Source organism: Serratia sp. CY47280 (genome assembly GCF_052168655.1).
GTDB lineage: Bacteria > Pseudomonadota > Gammaproteobacteria > Enterobacterales > Enterobacteriaceae > Serratia > Serratia bockelmannii.
Genome location: NZ_JBJNMG010000006.1, coordinates 167,816 through 186,211, shown reverse-complemented (window position 1 = coordinate 186,211; position 18,396 = coordinate 167,816). Strand labels below are relative to the sequence as shown.

12 protein-coding genes are annotated in these 18,396 nt (G+C 61.1%); 4 read left to right on the top strand and 8 right to left on the bottom strand.

The genetic code is table 11. From position 1 onward, the window contains the following. Positions 1 to 19: 19 nt before the first annotated feature. The 4 genes from truC to ACJ8J4_RS20620 form a co-directional block, all read right to left on the bottom strand. Entirely contained in the window at positions 20 to 790 is a 771-nt protein-coding gene (truC, locus tag ACJ8J4_RS20635; RefSeq protein ID WP_025304040.1) for a tRNA pseudouridine(65) synthase TruC, read from the bottom strand. A 60-nt stretch (positions 791 to 850) separates the two neighbouring features. After that, positions 851 to 3,199: a penicillin-binding protein 1C gene (gene pbpC / locus ACJ8J4_RS20630; RefSeq protein ID WP_025304041.1), complete on the bottom strand. Its 2,349-nt coding sequence runs from the start codon at positions 3,197 to 3,199 to the stop codon at positions 851 to 853. Between the two features lie 49 nt (positions 3,200 to 3,248). After that, on the bottom strand, positions 3,249 to 9,224 hold the full coding sequence (locus ACJ8J4_RS20625) for an alpha-2-macroglobulin family protein (RefSeq protein WP_264383738.1): 5,976 nt from the start codon (positions 9,222 to 9,224) through the stop codon (positions 3,249 to 3,251). Positions 9,225 to 9,370: 146 nt separating this feature from the next. Then, positions 9,371 to 9,697, bottom strand: coding sequence for a YqcC family protein (locus tag ACJ8J4_RS20620; RefSeq protein WP_025304043.1), 327 nt, complete (start codon positions 9,695 to 9,697; stop codon positions 9,371 to 9,373). 178 nt (positions 9,698 to 9,875) lie between these two features. On the opposite strand from ACJ8J4_RS20620, the gene ACJ8J4_RS20615 reads away from it, so the two are divergent. Continuing rightward, positions 9,876 to 11,114, top strand: a complete 1,239-nt coding sequence (locus ACJ8J4_RS20615; RefSeq protein ID WP_049206166.1) for an MFS transporter — start codon at positions 9,876 to 9,878, stop codon at positions 11,112 to 11,114. A 608-nt stretch (positions 11,115 to 11,722) separates the two neighbouring features. On the opposite strand, the gene syd is transcribed toward ACJ8J4_RS20615, so the two are convergent. Beyond that, complete coding sequence (gene syd, locus ACJ8J4_RS20610; protein WP_025304045.1) at positions 11,723 to 12,271, bottom strand: SecY-interacting protein; 549 nt, start codon at positions 12,269 to 12,271, stop codon at positions 11,723 to 11,725. Positions 12,272 to 12,334: 63 nt separating this feature from the next. On the opposite strand from syd, the gene queF reads away from it, so the two are divergent. The 3 genes from queF to xni all read left to right on the top strand — a co-directional run bounded on the left by queF (position 12,335) and on the right by xni (position 15,550). Continuing rightward, positions 12,335 to 13,180, top strand: coding sequence for an NADPH-dependent 7-cyano-7-deazaguanine reductase QueF (gene queF / locus ACJ8J4_RS20605; RefSeq protein ID WP_049206165.1), 846 nt, complete (start codon positions 12,335 to 12,337; stop codon positions 13,178 to 13,180). Between the two features lie 192 nt (positions 13,181 to 13,372). Further along, positions 13,373 to 14,737 carry a nucleotide 5'-monophosphate nucleosidase PpnN gene (gene ppnN, locus ACJ8J4_RS20600; protein WP_019455737.1) on the top strand — a complete coding sequence of 455 codons (1,365 nt, stop codon included), beginning with the start codon at positions 13,373 to 13,375 and terminating at the stop codon, positions 14,735 to 14,737. A 54-nt stretch (positions 14,738 to 14,791) separates the two neighbouring features. After that, entirely contained in the window at positions 14,792 to 15,550 is a 759-nt protein-coding gene (gene xni, locus ACJ8J4_RS20595; protein ID WP_015378904.1) for a flap endonuclease Xni, read from the top strand. 39 nt (positions 15,551 to 15,589) lie between these two features. On the opposite strand, the gene rlmM is transcribed toward xni, so the two are convergent. From rlmM to ACJ8J4_RS20580, 3 genes are read right to left on the bottom strand one after another with little or no spacing between them, the layout of a single operon-like run. Further along, positions 15,590 to 16,693 (bottom strand): 23S rRNA (cytidine(2498)-2'-O)-methyltransferase RlmM, encoded by a 1,104-nt coding sequence (rlmM, locus tag ACJ8J4_RS20590; protein WP_049206163.1) that lies wholly within the window; start codon positions 16,691 to 16,693, stop codon positions 15,590 to 15,592. Next, positions 16,686 to 17,081, bottom strand: coding sequence for a DUF423 domain-containing protein (locus ACJ8J4_RS20585; protein WP_004931896.1), 396 nt, complete (start codon positions 17,079 to 17,081; stop codon positions 16,686 to 16,688). The genes rlmM and ACJ8J4_RS20585 overlap by 8 nt, the downstream gene beginning before the upstream one ends. A 51-nt stretch (positions 17,082 to 17,132) precedes the next feature. Next, positions 17,133 to 18,050 carry a transcriptional regulator GcvA gene (locus ACJ8J4_RS20580; RefSeq protein WP_025304049.1) on the bottom strand — a complete coding sequence of 306 codons (918 nt, stop codon included), beginning with the start codon at positions 18,048 to 18,050 and terminating at the stop codon, positions 17,133 to 17,135. Positions 18,051 to 18,396 lie beyond the last annotated feature (346 nt).

Genomic DNA, 18,396 nt, shown 5'->3' with positions numbered 1-18,396 from the left:
TCATTACCTTTAAAAATTGTCAGCTATCCTGACCGTTAGCCGCGCTAAACTCAACCCCGGCAAGTTCAGGGAATACCCCCGCCCAGCCGAACTGCGCCATCACCCCTTGCCAGTCTTCGTCCCAGCGCGCCGTCACCTGTAGCGGCTCGCCGCTCACCGGGTGCGTCAGCTGCAGATGGCTGGCGTGCAGCATCAGGCGCGGGCAGCCGAAATGCTGCGCCATCCCACGGTTCTGCCGCAGATCGCCGTGCTTGCTGTCACCGATGATCGGATGGCGAAGATGCGCCATGTGGCGCCGCAATTGGTGCTTGCGGCCGGTTTCCGGCTGCAGTTCCACCAGACTGTAACGCGCGCTGTCGTAGCGGCCGACGGCCACCGGCATCTCTACCTGCGCCAACGGCCGGTAGTGCGTGACGGCCGGCTGCGGCCCCTTGTCGGCATCGGCATGTTTATCGGCGATTTTGTCCAGCTCCGCCGTCAGCGGGTAGTCGAGGGTCGCCCCCTCCTGCACGTAACCGCGCACCACCGCATGGTAGGTTTTCTGCACCTGATGCTGCTCGAACTGCTGCGACAGCAGGCGCGCCACCTCGCTGGAAAGCGCCATCAGCAGCACGCCGGAGGTCGGGCGATCGAGACGGTGCACGGTAAAGACGTGCTGCCCGAGCTGATCGCGCACCGTTTGCATCATAAAACGTGTTTCATGACGATCCAGCCAACTGCGGTGTACCAACCAGCCCGACGGTTTGTTCACCGCCACCAGGTGTTCATCCTGATACAAAATCTCAATCACATCGCTTTCCCAGGTCAATAGCCGTTTCGGGCGCGAGTATAACAGGCGTGCGGCTCAGCGCTAGTTTACCCATTCGATGGTCACCAGGCGCGTATCGGCGCGGCCGCGATCGTCCACCGCCCGAATGCGATAACGCCCGTTGTTGATCGGCCGCCAGTCGATCGGCTTTTTGCTGGCGCTGCTACCGAGATAGATATCGTCGACAAACCAGTACACCGTCTTGCTGTCGGCATCCGTCACCGCATTGAAGGCGATTTTGTCCCGCCCCTGCTGCGACTGGCGCAGGGTATAGGTGGTATTTTTCAGCGGCGAAGTGATGCGCGGTGCGTTGCCGCCGACGGCGATGCCGTTATCCTTGCAGCGGTTAACCGGCGGCGTCCGTTTCGGCAGCCCGGCCTGGGCGAACACGTTGGCCAAATCGGAAGGCCAGAATTCAAAGATTTCGGTACGAGTCTGCGCCGCGTCATACGGCGGGCAAACGACCTCGCCGCTGTGAATATCCAGCACCACAGGCCGATAGACGCTGTCCACCTTGATCGGCGACTTGCCGGGAATGAACCAGGTCTTGCCCTTTTGCTGGCACCACGGCGTCGGCAGATCGCCGCTGGCGAGACAAATCTCCACCCGCCGCAGCCGTTGGGGGAACGGATGTTTCGGTTCCCGCAGGCCAGGGTAGCTGGCGTTGACGCTGTCGATGATATTGAAAAACAGCGGCGCGGCCGCCTCGGCGCCGACCAACGCATTGTTGCCGCGCCCGTCGAAGTTGCCTTCCCACACCACCAGCACGTAAGGGCCGAAAATTCCGACGCTCCAGGCGTCGCGAAAGCCCCATGAAGTCCCGGTCTTCCAATACGCCGGCAGCGAAGAAGAACGCTGTGCCAGCGTATCGCCCGGCCGCCGGTGCTGGCGCAGCATATCCAGCGTGATGAAACTGGCCTCCTCACTCAGCAGCCGCACCGGCGTCGATTCGGCCTCGTTCAATCGCATGCGAAGCGGCCGCAGCTCGCCGCGGTTCGCCAGCAGCGCATACAGCTTCGCCAATTCCTGCGCCGTCACCTCACCGCCGCCCAATACCAGCGACAGCCCGTAGTGGCTCTCATTGGCCATATTGGCGACGCCGGTCAGGCGTAAGAACTGATAAAAAGTCGGCTGGCGCAGCTGCGAGGCGACATATACCGCCGGGATGTTACGGCTGAAGTTCAGCGCGTCGGTGGCGGTCACCGGGCCGAGAAAGCGCCGGTCGAAGTTTTCCGGCGCATAGGCGCCGAACGACGAAGGCACGTCTTTCAGGATAGTCATCGGATGCAACACGCCTTGCTCCATGCCCAGCGCGTAGATGAACGGCTTCAGCGTCGAGCCCGGCGAACGTTTGGCGTTGGTGCCGTTCACCTGCCCCTGGATCGGCCGATTGTAATAGTCCGCCGATCCCACCAGCGCACGCACCCCCATATCGCGACTGTCCACCAGCAGCACCGCGGCGTTTTGAATGCCGCGGCTGCGGTTGCGGGCGATAAAGGCGTTGACCTGCCGCTCGACCAGCCGCTGCAACCCGGCGTCCAGCGTAGTGTCGACGCGCGTATCACGCTGCACCAGTTGCTGCGTCTGCAGGCGCAGCTGTTCGATAAAGTGCGGCGCGATATAGGGTACTTGCTCAGGCTGCCGCAGCGCCAGCGGCAGGCGGAACAGCGTTTGCTGGCTGGCGTCGGTCGGGTAAACCTGCTGCCAGCGCTGGAACAGACGGTTGCGCGCCTGCGTCAATGCGGCACCGAGCACGCCGGTTTTTGGCTCCAGACGGTAGCTGGGCGACTGCGGCAGCACCGCCAGCGTCAGCGCCTCCGGCAGGGTCAACGCCTTCGGCGACTTGGCGAAGTAGATCAGGCTGGCGGCGCCGATGCTTTCAATGTTGCGACCGTAGGGCGCGTAATTCAAATAGGCTTCCAGGATATCGCGCTTGGAGTAGCTCAGTTCCAGCTGCACCGCGCGCAGCACCTGCAGCAGCTTGCCGCCCGGCGTGCGGGTATTGAGATGCCAGCGCATCCGCGCCAGCTGCATGCTGATGGTCGATCCGCCCTGCATTTTGCCGCCGGCGACATAGCTGCGCCAGAAGCCGCGCATCAGGCTGACGGGGTTAAAGCCGGGGTTGTAGTAGAACCAGCGATCCTCGTGCAGCAGCAGCCCGCGCACCGCCAGCGGGGACACCTGCTCCAGCGGGGTCCACAGCCGGTAGCGATCGTCGTTGGCCAGCGTGATGCGCAGCAGCGCGCCGTGCCTGTCATAATAAACGGAAGACTGCGGCAGCCCCTGCCACAGGGGCGGATGCGGCCACAGCCGAATCGCGGCCAGCAGCAGCGCCAGTAAAAACACCGCCATCAAGCCGTTTTGCAGCACGCGCCCGGTCAGGATCTTCATACGTTCTCAACATATCGGCGCCAGACGCTGGCCTGGCGCCGGATACGGCCTAGTCGTTGCCCGCCGGCACCACCACCAGCTTGCCGCCGCCGGCCGACATGGCCTGCACTTCACGGTCGTACATGGCTTCGCCGTAGGCCGGTGGAACAATAAAGCTGCCGGTATTGGTGGCCTTGATCTGATAGACGAACTCCTGCACCTCGGTGCCGGCGTTGCCGTAGATAATCACCCGATCTTCGCGGATATCGCTGTAATCCGGCGCCCAGGTAGAGCCGGTGGCGGCCAGCGGCGACTGCCAGCCGCCGCGATCGTCGCTCTCCTCGCCGGTATCGGCCGGTTCCGGCGGCGTCTGCTGCACCACTTCGAACCCGCCCGGCAGCAGATCGACGATCGCCAGGTTGCTCTGCCCCTCTTTCGAGTTGGCGCGCACCTTCAGATGGACGTTGATCTTCTGCCCCAGCGTCACCTGCGTCACCGCTTTGCCTTGCTCGTCGGTGTAATCGCGGACAATCTCAATGCCGCGCGACAGCGCTTTTTGCGGCGCATTCAGATCGTAACCGGCCTGCGTCACCACATACCAGGCCGGCGCATTGCCGCCGTTGGTGAAGCGCACGGCGGTGGCATCGGCGTTAAACTGCCCCTGAACGAACAGCCCCTGCAGCTCACTGATGCGCTGCGGCTCGCTGCCGCTTTTGCCCACCTGCACGATGCCTAACGCGTCCGCATTGGCGGATTGCGCCGCCACCTCAGTCGAATAGCTTTCCAGCGCCAGGATGCTCATTGCAGAGGAGTACGTGGTGTAACGCTCTTCTTTCAGTGCCTTGACCATATTCTCCAGCACCTGCGGCGGAATCGACGCCACCTTCTCAGGGAAGTGACGGGTAATCAAATACAGCCGCGTCGCATCCTGCACCAGCGGATCGAAATAGTTCTGCGTCCACCAGGCGCTGTCATAGGCTTTGCTCAGTTGCTGCCAGCTCGGTTGCAGCAACGCGACGGCTTCGTCGTCCATCTTCAACAGGCGATAGGAAGAGGCCAGATACAGCGCGCTCAGGTCGGTTTTCCACTCCTCGCCATAGCGTTTTTGCAGCGTATCCTGCACCGCCGCCAGCGAGTTGGTGGTCACTTCGCCCTGCAGCGTCAGCAGGTAAACCGCCCAGCTGCGCAGGCGCAGCAGATACAGATCGTCGAACCCGCTGGCCGCCAGCTCGCGCAACGCGCCGTTGGCTTCATCCAGCATGCCTTCCGGCAGGGCGTAGCCCGCCGCTTTGGCTTCGAGCAGATATTGCACCACATAAGGCGTGACGAAAGGATCGGCATCCGGCGATGAACGCCAGGCGCCGATCGCCCCGCTGTCGTTCTGGCGGGCGCGCAGCACGCCAAGCAGATTGCGCAGCTGCTTGCTGACTTCCGCCTGGCTCAGGCTGCTTTTCATCTCTGGGTGACGGCTCTGCAGCATCAGCGGAATGGAACGGCTGACGATCTGCTCGGAACAGTAATATGGGTAATCCGCCAGGTATTGCGCCAGCCCATTGGTCAGCACCAGCGGTGAATTCGACACCGCAGCCCGGCGCTGCGCGAAAGCATCGAACATCTGGCGCAGGCCATCGACGTTCTGGCTGCTGCCACTCATGCGCCCCATCACCGACTGGGTGCGGTACGGCGCCGCCGGCCGCACCGAGGTGCTGACGGTGCGGCGGCTGGCCTGGTCGCCGTAACGGGCGTCGAACACCAGCGGCGCATCGCCCAAAACGGCTTTGGCGCGCAGGCGGAAAGCGATCACGCCCTCGCGTTTTTCCGCCAGCGTCAGGCTTTGCGTCGCGTTGCCCACCACCTCCAATTGCGGCGGCGGCGTCAGCAGGACGTTGATGGCTGCCGACTGGCCGTTCAGCCCTTCGAGGTTGTTGCTGATGCCCACGCTGACGTCGAACTCATCGCCCGGCGCCACCATCGCCGGCACGTTCGGCGTCATGATGAAGCTGTCACGCACCGTGGCGGCGGTTTGCGCCTTGCCGATTTTCTCCGGCGTCACCGAAATCGCCATGACGCGGATCTTGCCGTTGAAGTAGTCCGGCACCGGGTAGACGAACTGCTTCTCGCCGCTGACTTCGGTAATGCCGGACCAGTAGGCCACCGGCTTGTCACGCTTGCGTTTGAACGGGTTGAGGTTGAGATCCAACCCTTCGCCCGCATCGCCGCCCGGCGCCGCGGTCAGCGCCATCAGCTTGCTGAACTCCGGCAGGATCAGATCCAGGATCTGCGAGCTGCTCACGTTCAGTTCGCGCTTGCTGAAGAAGAACTCCAGCGGATCCTTCAGGCGGTAACGCGCCACCTGCAGAATGCCCTCATCGACGGCGAACAGCGCCACCTGCTGCGGCGCATCGGTCTTGACCGTCATCGTCAGGTTTTCACCCGGCTTGATGACCGCCGGCGCCGTCACCTCGAGGCTGTTTTGGCGCGCCTTGGTGCTGATCTTGAACGGCATCACGCCGTAGCTCAGCGGGCTCATGAAGATCTCGCTGGAGTTGATGTCGCGCACGAACTGCACGTTGATGTAGCCGTTGCCCTCCATGCCGGCCGGCACGCGGATCGTCTGCACCGAGCTGGTGGTATCGCTGTGGAACCACTGCCAGGCGTAAACCTTGTCCTTCTCGATGGTGATCAAACCGCTGCCGGTATAGGGCGCGTTAATCGCCACCTCGATCTCCTCGCCCGGCTGGTATTCCGCCTGGTTCAGTTTCAGCTTCAGTTCGGCGTTGCGATCCAGCGAACGGCTCAGGTTGGCGTTGCCGGCCACGCTGTAGGCGACGCGGTTGAGCGTCTTGCCCTGCGCATCTTCAATCACCAGCACGAAGTCGCCCGGCTTATCAGTCGTCAGCCGCAGATCCGCGCCCTGCTCACTCAGCGCCAGCGGCTGTTCCGACAGCTGCACTTCCTTCATCTTCGACTGGTATTTGTAAACGCCCGAATCCTGTTTGGTCAGCACCGAAATGTATTTCTGTTCGATCAGCACCTGCTTCAGATTCGGCATGGCGATCTGTTTCAGGGCCGGATCGATGGCGATCACATTCAGATGCCGCTCCGCGTCGCGATTGATGTAGCCCAGATCGCCGTCGGCCTTCACCCCAATCAGATAATCGTAAGGCGAAACCAGCGTACGGGCGGTAGCCGCCACCGAACGCCCGCCGCCGGCGACGAACGCCTCCGACAACAGCTGCAGCTGATAGGTCGCGTCGGCGTAGGATTTCAGATCGAGCGGAATATCGGCCGCGCCATGCTCATCGGTGGTGCGATCTTCCAGCTCGGTTTCGAACCCGTCGCTGTTTTGCCGGTTTTCGTAGAACGCATAATCCGGGAAGCGATCGAAGCTCGGATACATCGGCCGCAGCGTCAGCCTGGTGGTCACGCGGCGATCTTGCGCCGGGGTGCCGAACAGGTTCTGCACGTCGATGCTGGCCTTCAGCTCAGACGGTTTTACCCAGCCTTGCTGGCGGTCCGGCGTCAACGCCAGCTTCACTTTCAGCTGATCCGGTTCGAACTCCTTCACATTGACCGCGGTATGGCCGAGCAGCGTGGAGGTATCGTTGTTTTTGCCGATCAGATACAGATAGACGTTCCACTCGCCGGTCGGTGAGTTTTCATCGGTGGTATAGCTCAGCTCGTTGAAACCGCTGGCGCCCAGCGTCAGCGGTACGGTGGACATCAGCTTGTCGCGCGGATCGCGAATTTCGGCACGCACCGGCACGCCGGCCAGGCCAACGCCCCAGTCGGCGGCGCGGGTGATCAGGCCAATATTGAAAGTATCCCCCGGCCGATAAACGCCGCGATCGGAGAATAGATAACTGCTGAGGGTGCGCGGATCGGTCGGCGTTTGTTCACCGGCGACGTCGAAGCGCGAGAAGTCCAGCCCGCGATCGTTATAGCTACCGGTCGGCAGGAAGGAGACATCCCCTTCCTTTTCCACCAGGAACATCACCGGCTGGCGCTCGTTGGTGTATACATCGAGCGCCGGGAAACGCACGTGGCCGTCGGCACCGGTGGTTTGGCTGAGCAGCGTCACGCCGTTTTTGGCCACTACCGACACGGTGGCGCCGCTGACCGGTGCGCCGCTTTGGATCGACTGCACAAAGACATCGCGCGTCTTATCCTGCGAGCTCTTGGCGACGATGCCCAGATCGGTCACCACCACAAAGCGCGAATCGCCGACGTCGGGCTGCTCTTCCCCTTCGCTTTCATCTTGTTCCTGATCCTGCTCGGCGCCCGCCTCTTCCGCCGCCGGTTTTCGGTTCGGCTGCCATTCGGACAGCGTCAGCAGGAATACCCCGCGATGGGAGCTGGCGTTGGTGGAGAGATAACGGGAGAGATCGATGCCCTGATAGTTCACTTCCCCCGGCCGCTCGTTGTTGAGCGCCGTTTGGTATTTGAAATGCTCGGTGAAATATTCGTCGTTGAGACGGTTGAATTCCGTGGACGAGTAGTCCCGACTTTTGAAGGAGACAATGTGCTGCAGCTGGCTCGGGATCACCCGTTTGATGTCCAGCCGCAGGCCCGCCACGTTACGCGCCGCCACGCTGATCTGCTTGTCGCCGTTAACCGACAGCAGCGAGCCCTGCGACATGAACTGCAGCGATTTCGGGAACTCCGGCACTTCGACCACCCGATAAACCTTCTTCGGCATCTTGTAACCGCCGACAGAGACCAGCTGGTTGTCTATCTCGAGCAACACAAAGCGGTGCGCCGGAGCGTCGAAACGGAAGCTGAACTGCGGTTGATAGGCCTCTTCCGCCTCGTTAAGCGTCAACGGCAGTGGCGTCGCCTGCGCCAGCACGTTTTTGCCGACGCTGTCGACCGTCCATTGATAGAAGTCTTCGGCATCGTTGGCGGCCTCGGCATCGCTCGGATCGTGCTGCGGCAGCAGCCAGGCTTTGGTGGCCCGCACCAACTCTTTATCCTTCACCGCATCGCTGAAACCGACCACCAGCGCACGCTGCCCTTGGCCGCCGTCGGTGTCCACGACCTGAGCGCTGGCGTCACTCAGCGCCAGGCTGTAGAGGGTGGGTACCTTGACCCAGTTGCTTTTCGCCTCTTCGACAGCGTTGCCGGCCGCCGTCGATTTAACGCCCTTACCGACGGTCAGATGCACCGCGCCGCCCTGATCCAGCGCCTGAAGCGGCTCGGAATGCACCCAGGCGTTCAGTTTTTTCTCGTCATAGACCAGAGAGAAGTTCAGCTTTTTCTCGGAGGACGTGCTGCCTTCCTTCAATCCCAGCGAAATCTGTTTTTCAAAGCTGGCGACGTCGACCGGCGCGTTGAACTGCAGATTGAAAATCGCGCTGCGTTTCTGCGCATTCTGTGGATCGCGGTAATACTCGGCCTGCCCCAGACGGTAATCGAACGCGGGCACGGTGAAGGCATAGCGGGTTTTGGCGAGCTTGACCTGCGGCGCCAGCAAGGTGGCGGGCTCCAGGGCCACCTCATATTTCGCTCCCATCGGCAGCGGTTTTTTCGGCGAGAACACCAGCGTTGATTCATTGCTCCACGCCCACTGCCCTTCCGCCGTCGGTTTGAGGGTGATACCGGCGCTCACGGTTTTACCCACCACGGCGATCGGCGCGACCGAGCCGCTGAAGGTCAGGCTCACCGTTTGCGGCGCCTGCCGGGCGGCGGCGTAATCTATCGGCTCGGGGTTGGCCACCTCGGCGCTGATCTCCTGAACCACCAACGGCGCCGGCTCGATGGGCTGGGGCCGATTTTGCCACCAGTGCCAACCGTAAAACGCGCCGCCCGCGGCCCCCGCCAGCAGCAGCAGGCCCAGACCGATCGCTTTCGGGTGTTTATCCACGCCGCTTTCGAGCCGCAAAAAACCGCGCGGCAGCGCAGCCCACCAGGCCGGCGCGCGCCAGCTGAGGTTGCCGACCAGCGGTCTCAGCAACCGTCCCAACAGCGACAACGCCCCACCCAGCAGGCGACAAACGCCCTTAACCAGGGTAAAAGGCAAACGCAGGATAAACCTTAATAAATCCATTATTGCAGCACCTCATCATCCTAATGCAGCCCCCGGTCAACCGTCGCGGTTCAACCGAGCCGAAAGACACCGTCGGCTCTCCTGCCCGGCATCCGCGCGAGTACTCTACACTGCCGGACGGCAAAAATCTGCGCGCCGCCGGCGGATTACGGCTCTTTATTCAACATCAAATCCAGCTGTTGCAGCAGCACCAGCAGCGGCAGGCTGCTCGGCTCACGATCTTTCAGCGCCTCTTCGAAATAAGGCGTGATGGCGAAGCGCGTCGGCAGCGGCGCTTGGGCATCCAGCAGCGCATACATGCGCGGCAGAAACACCCACTGCAGCCAGGCTTCGGCCGACATGCTGTCGATACAGAACGGCTCGGTGCTGGAAAAAGCCTCATGCTCAGGCGGCGCGGCCTGCCACAGCGCCAGATCGCGCATGGATTGTTCAATCGCCTGCAAACTGCGGCGCACCTGGTTATGTATACTCATCTGCATTCCCGATCTCTTTTCATTATGGTATTCAGCTCGCTGGCTGAAAGGCGGCAAAGCATAGCATTTTTATAGCCCAAATTTGGCGCGCCCGAGACCGGCTGCCGTTTTTATCTGGTGGCGATCGCCGCCACGCGGCACAATAGGCCCATCGAATACACCACACAGATAAAGATTCATGTCCGTAATAACAGAGAAAAAAAACCACGCGACGCCCGGTAAAGCCATGCTGGCCTCGGTCACCGGTTATGCCATGGACGGGTTTGACCTGCTGATCCTCGGCTTTATGCTGCCGGCCATCAGCATCGAATTAGGATTAACCTCATCGGCCGCCGGTTCGCTGGTCACCTGGACGCTGATCGGCGCGGTGCTGGGCGGCGTGATCTTCGGCCACCTTAGCGATCGTTTCGGCCGAATCCGGGTGCTGACCATCACCATTCTGATGTTTTCCCTGTTCACCGGCCTGTGCGCCGTGGCGCAAGGGTATTGGGATCTGCTGGCCTATCGCACCCTGGCAGGCATCGGGCTGGGCGGCGAATTCGGCATCGGCATGGCGCTGATCGCCGAAGCCTGGCCGGCGGAGAAACGCAACCGCGCTTCGGCTTACGTCGGCATGGGCTGGCAATTGGGCGTGCTGGCAGCCGCCTTCCTGACGCCGCTGCTGCTGGAACACATCGGCTGGCGCGGTATGTTCCTGGTCGGTCTGCTGCCGGCGCTGGCGTCATTCCTGATCCGCCGCACGCTGGGCGAGCCGGAGGCGTTCGTGCGGCAGAAAGACGCCGGGCAGCCGCTCTCCTTCCTGCAGCGTTTGCGCCTGCTGTTTAAGGATCGCGCTACCAGCAAGGCCAGCATCGGCATCTTCATTCTCTGTTCGGTGCAGAACTTCGGTTACTACGGGCTGATGATCTGGATGCCGACTTACCTGGCGAAAAACTTCGGCTTCTCACTCACCAAGTCCGGCCTGTGGACGGCGGTGACGGTGGTCGGCATGACGTTCGGTATCTGGCTGTTTGGCATGCTGGCCGATCGCTTCGCCCGCTGGAAGATTTTCGTGTTGTATCAGGTAGGCGCGGTAGTGATGGTGATCGGCTACGCCCAGTTGAGCGATCCGATGCTGATGCTGTTCGCCGGCGCCGTGATGGGCATGTTCGTCAACGGCATGATCGGCGGCTACGGCGCATTGATTTCCGATACCTACCCGGTACAGGCGCGCGCCACCGCGCAAAACATCCTGTTCAATCTGGGGCGCGGCGTCGGCGGCCTGGGGCCATTGGTGATCGGTGCGCTGGTGACGCAGGTGTCGTTTACCGCCGCCATCAGCCTGCTGGCGGCGATTTACCTGCTGGATATCTACGCCACGCTGTTCCTGCTGCCGAAAAAACAGGGCGCAGGCGATACGCTGGGCGCGATTGGTTAACGCTGGCGATGGATTAAGCAGAGGAGCACGCACGGCGGGAGAGAACAAAAAGTTGGGGGCACTGCGTTAACAGTGCCCCCGGTTCGTTTTATAGCTATCCCGCTACACAGTGTGCTCCCTGCTCAATCCTTGAAAACTTTTCCTGCGGCCATCCTGACCAAGTGATCCTTGCATCATCCTGCAGCATCGTCCTGACGCGGTTCCTCAGCCTTCCTGACCCGCCGACAGTCCTGTGTCGGCTCTCAATCTCCGTCCTGGAGGTGTCCCTGGTTTCTATCCTGAAACATCCTGGGCATCTCCTGACGCCATCCTTCGCTCTGCCTGAGCGCATCCCTTTCTTCTTCCTGAAGCTGCATCATCCTGATGCTTTCCTGCTCCGCCGGTTCCGTTCCGGTAACGATAAGATCGCTTAAATTCCCCGGAATCACAAGGGTTTGGGAGGTGTCTCACACTAAATTAAGACTAAGAGTTATCCTAAAGAAATTCTAACCAATTGATCTGGATAACAATAATCTCATAGCCTGGAAAAAGGTGGGAAAAATTAAGAGCGATATCTCACAGCCCGTGTGAGAGATCTCTCACACGGGCGACGGCGAATCCGTCGCGATTCAGTCCAACACCGGGCGCAGCGCATCGAGGAAATTCCCGAGCGTCGCCGCCAACAAGGTGCGCTTATCGCTGCCGAACTGCTCCAGTACCACGTTGCCGCTGACGTTGCACAGCGACACCATCGTCATCTCGGATTCGGTGGTCGCCAGGAAGAGGGTCGGCGACAATTTGAGGCGCTTTTGCGTCACTAAATGGCCGATGAGGTTTTCCTGCAGGCGGATAAAATCCTCTTCGCTCCAGACCTGCAGCAGGCTCAGGCGATGCTCGCCGAACTGCGCGCTCATGTCGCCGGCGTATTGCTGCGTGTAGAAGCGATGCGCATCCGGCTGCAAACGCAGCTCCAGCGCGGTCTCTACCTTTTCCAGCGTCGCCGCCGGTTCGAAAGGCTGCGGCAACCACAGCACGTCGTCCTCGCGATTCTCCACGATGCAGGGCGACGGCACGCCGTACAGCGCCTCGCTGGCCGGCGCGTGGCCGCGCTCTTGCTGCCACAACTCGACATAGCGTTGAGTGAATTCACGCAGAGCGTGCGATACATCATGGTCCATATTCTTTCTCGCATACGTTAAACTGACGGCCATTGTACCTATCTCTGACCGAGGTGACAGCAGATGTCCTCATATCAAGACCACCAGGCCCTGTCAGGGCTGACGCTGGGCAAACCCACCGCCTACCGCGATCGCTACGACGCCACGCTGCTGCAGGCGGTGCCGCGCAGCATGAACCGCGAGCCGCTGGGGTTGTATCCCGACAACCTGCCCTTCCACGGCGCGGACATCTGGACGCTGTACGAACTCTCCTGGCTGAACGCCAACGGGCTGCCGCAGGTGGCGGTCGGCGAGATCAGCCTCAATGCCGACAGCCTGAACCTGATCGAATCGAAAAGCTTCAAGCTGTATCTCAACAGCTTCAACCAAACGCCGTTCGCCGATGGGGAAACGGTGCGCAGCACCCTGCAACGCGATCTGTCCGCCTGCGCCCAGGGCGAAGTCAGCGTCACCCTGTTCAGCGTCGAGCAGTTGGAAGGCTTGCCGATCGCCCGTCTGGCCGGCGACTGCATCGACCAGCAGGATATCCGCATCGACAATTATGAGTTCAACGCCGACTACCTGTTAAACGCCGCCGGTGAAGAGGTAGTGGAAGAGCAATTGGTCAGCCACCTGCTGAAGTCCAACTGCCTGATCACCCATCAACCGGACTGGGGCTCGGTGCAGATAAGCTATCGCGGCGCCAAGATCGATCGCGAAGCGCTCCTGCGCTACCTGGTCTCCTTCCGCCACCACAACGAATTCCACGAACAGTGCGTCGAGCGCATCTTCAATGATTTGATGCGCTACTGCCGGCCGCAGAGCCTGACGGTTTACGCTCGCTACACCCGTCGCGGCGGGCTGGACATCAACCCGTGGCGCAGCAACGTCGCGTTCACTCCCGAGCACGGCCGCCTGGCGCGCCAATAAGTGCGAAACATTGCTCAACAACTGAGCTAACGAGCGGTTTGTGTTGGTAAAAGCGCAGGGACGGCGGTAAGGTTAAAACGAGGCTGCAGCCGGGCAGAACGCCCGTTGCACCGCAGCACGCCAACCATAACGAGATGCTGTTTTGCTGCGTATGGATTACTACCGCCCCGCACCGGGTGCAAAGGAGTTACCTTGATTACACACATCAGCCCGCTTGGCTCTATGGATTTATTGTCGCAGCTGGAAGTAGACATGCTGAAACGCACTGCCAGCAGCGACCTGTACCGCCTGTTCCGCAACTGTTCGCTGGCCGTGTTGAACTCCGGCAGCCAAACCGACAACAGCAAACAGCTGCTGTCGCGCTATGAAACCTTCGATATCAACGTGCTGCGCCGCGAGCGTGGCGTGAAACTGGAGCTGGTCAACCCGCCGGAAGAGGCGTTCGTCGACGGCCGCATCATCCGTTCATTGCAGGCCAACCTGTTCGCCGTGTTGCGCGACATCCTGTTCGTGCACGGCCAAATCGCCAGCGCCGGCCGTTTCCAGCATCTGAACCTGGAAAACTCGGCCCACATCACCAACCTGGTGTTCTCGATCCTGCGCAATGCACGCACGCTGCATCTGGATGAAGATCCCAACATGGTGGTGTGCTGGGGCGGCCACTCGATCAACGAGAACGAATACCTGTACGCGCGCAAGGTCGGCAGCCAACTGGGCCTGCGCGAGCTGAACATCTGCACCGGCTGCGGGCCGGGCGCCATGGAAGCGCCGATGAAAGGCGCGGCGGTCGGTCACGCGCAGCAGCGTTACCGCAACAGCCGCTTCATCGGCATGACCGAACCGTCGATCATCGCCGCCGAGCCGCCTAACCCGCTGGTGAACGAGCTGGTGATCATGCCGGACATCGAAAAACGCCTGGAAGCCTTCGTGCGCATCGCGCACGGCATCATCATCTTCCCTGGCGGCGTCGGCACCGCCGAAGAGCTGCTGTACCTGCTGGGTATCCTGATGAACCCGGAGAACAGCGAGCAGGTGCTGCCGCTGATCCTGACCGGGCCAAAAGAGAGCGCCGATTACTTCCGCGTGCTGGACGAGTTCATCATGAACACGCTGGGCGACGCCGCGCGCCGTCACTACACCATCATCATCGACGATCCGGCGGAAGTGGCACGGCAGATGAAAAAAGCCATGCCGCTGGTGAAGGAAAACCGCCGCAACACCGGCGACGCCTACAGCTTCAACTGGTCGATCCGCATCGCACCGGATCTGCAGCTGCCGTTCGAGCCGACCCACGAGAACATGGCGAACCTCAATCTGTATCCGAACCAGCCGCCGGAGCAATTGGCCGCCGCGCTGCGCCGCGCCTTCTCCGGCATCGTGGCCGGTAACGTGAAGGAAAACGGCATCCACGCCATTGAACAGTTCGGCCCGTACAAGCTGCACGGCGAACCGCAGATGATGAAGCAGATGGACAGCCTGCTGCAGGGCTTTGTCGCCCAGCACCGCATGAAGCTGCCGGGCAGCGCCTATGTGCCCTGCTACGAAATCGTCGCCTGATCCTCAATCCTGGGCGGCGTAACGGCCGCCCTGTTTTTTCTGACCTTGCCGCCCATGATGATACACCTACTGATTGTCGACGCCCTGAACCTCATCCGCCGCATTCACGCCGTACAGGGCTCTCCTTGCGTCAACGCCTGCCGCCACGCGCTGCAGCAGCTTCTCCAGCACAGCCGCCCGACCCACGCGGTAGCGGTATTCGACGAGGACGATCGCAGCGATAGCTGGCGTCACCAAATTCTGCCGGACTACAAGGCCGGGCGTTCGCCGATGCCGGAAAACCTGCAGCAGGAGATGCCGCAGTTGCGTGAGGCCTTCGCCGAACTGGGCGTCGCCAGCTGGCATTCACCCGGCAACGAGGCAGACGATCTGGCGGCCACGCTGGCGGCGAAGGTCGCCGGCGGCGGCCACCAGGTGACCATCGTCTCCACCGACAAAGGCTATTGCCAGCTGCTGGCGCCGAACGTACAGATCCGCGATTACTTCCAGAAACGCTGGTTGGATATGCCTTTCGTGCAGCAGGAATTCGGCGTGCAGCCGCAGCAACTGCCGGACTACTGGGGGTTAGCGGGGATCGGCAGCAGCAAGATCCCCGGCGTGGCCGGCATCGGGCCGAAAACCGCCGTGCTGCTGTTGCAGCAGTCGGGCAGTCTGGACGGGATCTATCAGCACCTGGAGCAGGTGCCGGAGAAATGGCGCGGCAAGCTGGAGCAGCACCGCGAGCTGGCCTACGTCAGCAAACAAGTCGCCACGCTGCGCACCGATCTGTCGCTGGACGGCAACCTGCAGCAGCTGCGACTGCCGATACAATAAGGGCGCTGCAAGCAGCGCCCTTCATCAGGTTTAACGCGATTAATCGCGCTCGTCGCGGCGACCCGGCACCGCCGACCACATGCGGCGCACGTGTACGGTGATCTCTTCGCGGTCGTGATACAGCTGTTTGGCGTGCACTTCGACGCTGATGCCGGCAGCGCCCAGCGCTTCGCGGATGCTCATCAGGTTTTGCGACACTTCCTCATAGCGCTTTTTCATCGGCAGCTTGAGGTTAAAGATCGCTTCGCGGCACCAACCTTTCACCAGCCACTGAATCATCAGGCTGGTCACTTTCGCCGGTTTCTCCACCATGTCGCACACCAGCCAGTAGATTTTGCTGCTGTTCGGCTCGAACTTGAAGCCGTCGGCGCGGTGGTGCGTCACCTGGCCGGTTTCCATCAGGCTCGGCGCCATCGGGCCGTTATCCACCGAATGCACCATCATGCTGCGTTTCACCAGCTGATAGGTCCAGCCGCCCGGGCAGGCGCCCAGATCGACCGCGTGCATGCCGCTGGCCAGGCGTTCGTCCCACTCGTCGACGGGGATGAACACGTGGAACGCTTCTTCCAGCTTCAGCGTCGAACGGCTCGGCGCATCGGCTGGGAAGCGCAGACGCGGAATGCCCATGTAGAACGGCGAGTTGTTGTTGCTGTAGGAGTAACCGACGTAGCAGCAGCCCGGCGCGATGAAGAACACGTGCACCACCGGGCGAGTCGGGTTCTCGCGCGCCATCAGCACCTTCTGCTCGCGCATCGCGGCGCGCAGCGGCACCGTCAATTTGCGGCAGAATTTCATCAGCTCTTTGCTTTCGTTGGTGTCCGGCACTTCCACCCGCAGCTCGCCGCCGCGGTCAACCACGCCGATCAGCATGCCAACGATCGGCGATACCCGATCTTCCGGTGGCAGATCGCGCAGCAGCTCACCTACCACGATCATCTGGCGGGCGAAAATCAGTTCGCGGAACGGAATCTCCCGCGCCAGGCGATCGGCATCGTCCGGCTGATAGCATTCGAACAGCACGTAACCGCTGTGCTCTTTTACTCGTGCAAAGCCGTAAATCTCCAGCTGGGCGGCTTTGTCGGTGATCTCTGCCGCACACTCTTTTTCAAAGCCTGGGCGGCAGTACAACGCAATCTTATTCATGGCGCTCGGCCTTTTTCCTCAGACGCAAAGCGCCAATCAACATCAATATCCAGCCGATCAGGAAGCACACGCCGCCAACCGGCGTGATATATACCCAGACCTTCAGGTGCGACAGCGCCAGGCAATAGAGGCTGCCGCTGAACAACACGGTGCCGAACGCCAACAGCGCTCCGCTCCAGTAAAACCACAGGCTCACGCGGCGCTGCATCGCGACCGCCAGCGCCAGGATGGCCAGGGTGTGGAACCCCTGATACTCCAGCCCGGTACGGATCCAGGCCATTTCATTGGCGCCGAGCGTACCGCTTAACACATGCGCGCCGAATGCGCCCAACGCGACAAACACAAAGCCGCTGATAGCGGCGAAAACCAGCATGGAACGGCTGCTCATCGTGATCTATCCCATTAAAAATTACCGGCCGCGGCAAGGCGGCGGCCGGCCTTATTGTTCGTAGCGGAAGCGGAACTTCTCTTGTTCGCTGGCGGCGCGCGCCAGGATCCACTGCCGGAAGGCGGCTATTTTACCCAGTTCTGCCTGGCTGTCATGACATACCAGATAAAAAGCGTTTTTACTGACCAGCACATCGTTGAACGGGCACACCAGGCGACCGGCTTCAATCTCGGTTTGCGCCATCACGTTGTTCACCAGCGCCACGCCCTGACCGTGCACTGCCGCCTGCACCACCATGGCGCTGTGGCTGAAGATCGGCCCCTGCTGCACGTTGATGTGCTGCAACCCCAGTTGGCGCGTATAAGCCAGCCAGTCGCGGCGTGAAACGTCATGCAGCAACGTATGATAAGCCAGATCCTCTGCGGTTTTCAGCGGATGATCGCCGGTCAGCAGGCTCGGCGAACACACCGGCAGCAAATATTCCGCATACAGGCGCTCGGCGCGCAGCCCCGGCCAGTTGCCGCGGCCGTAGAAAATCGCCACGTCGACGTCGTCCGCCAGCTTGTCCTCTTCGCGGTCCACCGCCTGGATGCGCACGTCGATGCCCGGATAAGCTGAGTTAAAGCCGGACAGCCGTGGCACCAGCCACTGAATGGCGAAGCTCGGCGGCAGACTGACGGTCAATGCCCCCTTGGCGCTACGCGCCTGCAGCTTGCGCGTCGCCTCGTTGATCGAAGAGAAAATCTCCTTGATATCGAGGTAGTAACTTTGGCCCTCTTCGGTCAGCAGCAGCGAGCGATTGCGCCGGCGAAACAGCTTCAGTCCGAGGAAGTCCTCCAGCGACTTGATCTGGTGGCTCACCGCGGCCTGGGTCACGAACAACTCTTCCGCCGCCTTGGTGAAACTCAGGTGGCGAGCGGCCGCATCGAACACGCGCAGCGCATTGAGGGGAGGTAAGCGTTTAGACATTAAATTAGCTACTTTTGTGTAACATTAATCCGAATGATTCGGCGCTGAAAATCGGGCGGCTTTGTGTGGCAAGCCATCGGTAAACGCTAACGGCGTATTGCCATTAGTTTTTTTAATCCGAGCCATTATAATTTGTCCGTTGAGGATGCGCCAGCAAATACCTATAGTGGCGGCACTTCCCGGGCCGGAACGAAAAGGGAGTGGGTGTCGAGGACGCCGATGAACTTTTGGCTTGTGGTTGTGATGTTGTGTTTGCAAATTGTCCGGCGATTCCGGACATGGTAGCTAGGCTACTGTTTTTTCACTTCCTGTACATTTACCCTGTCTGTCCATAGTGATTTTATGC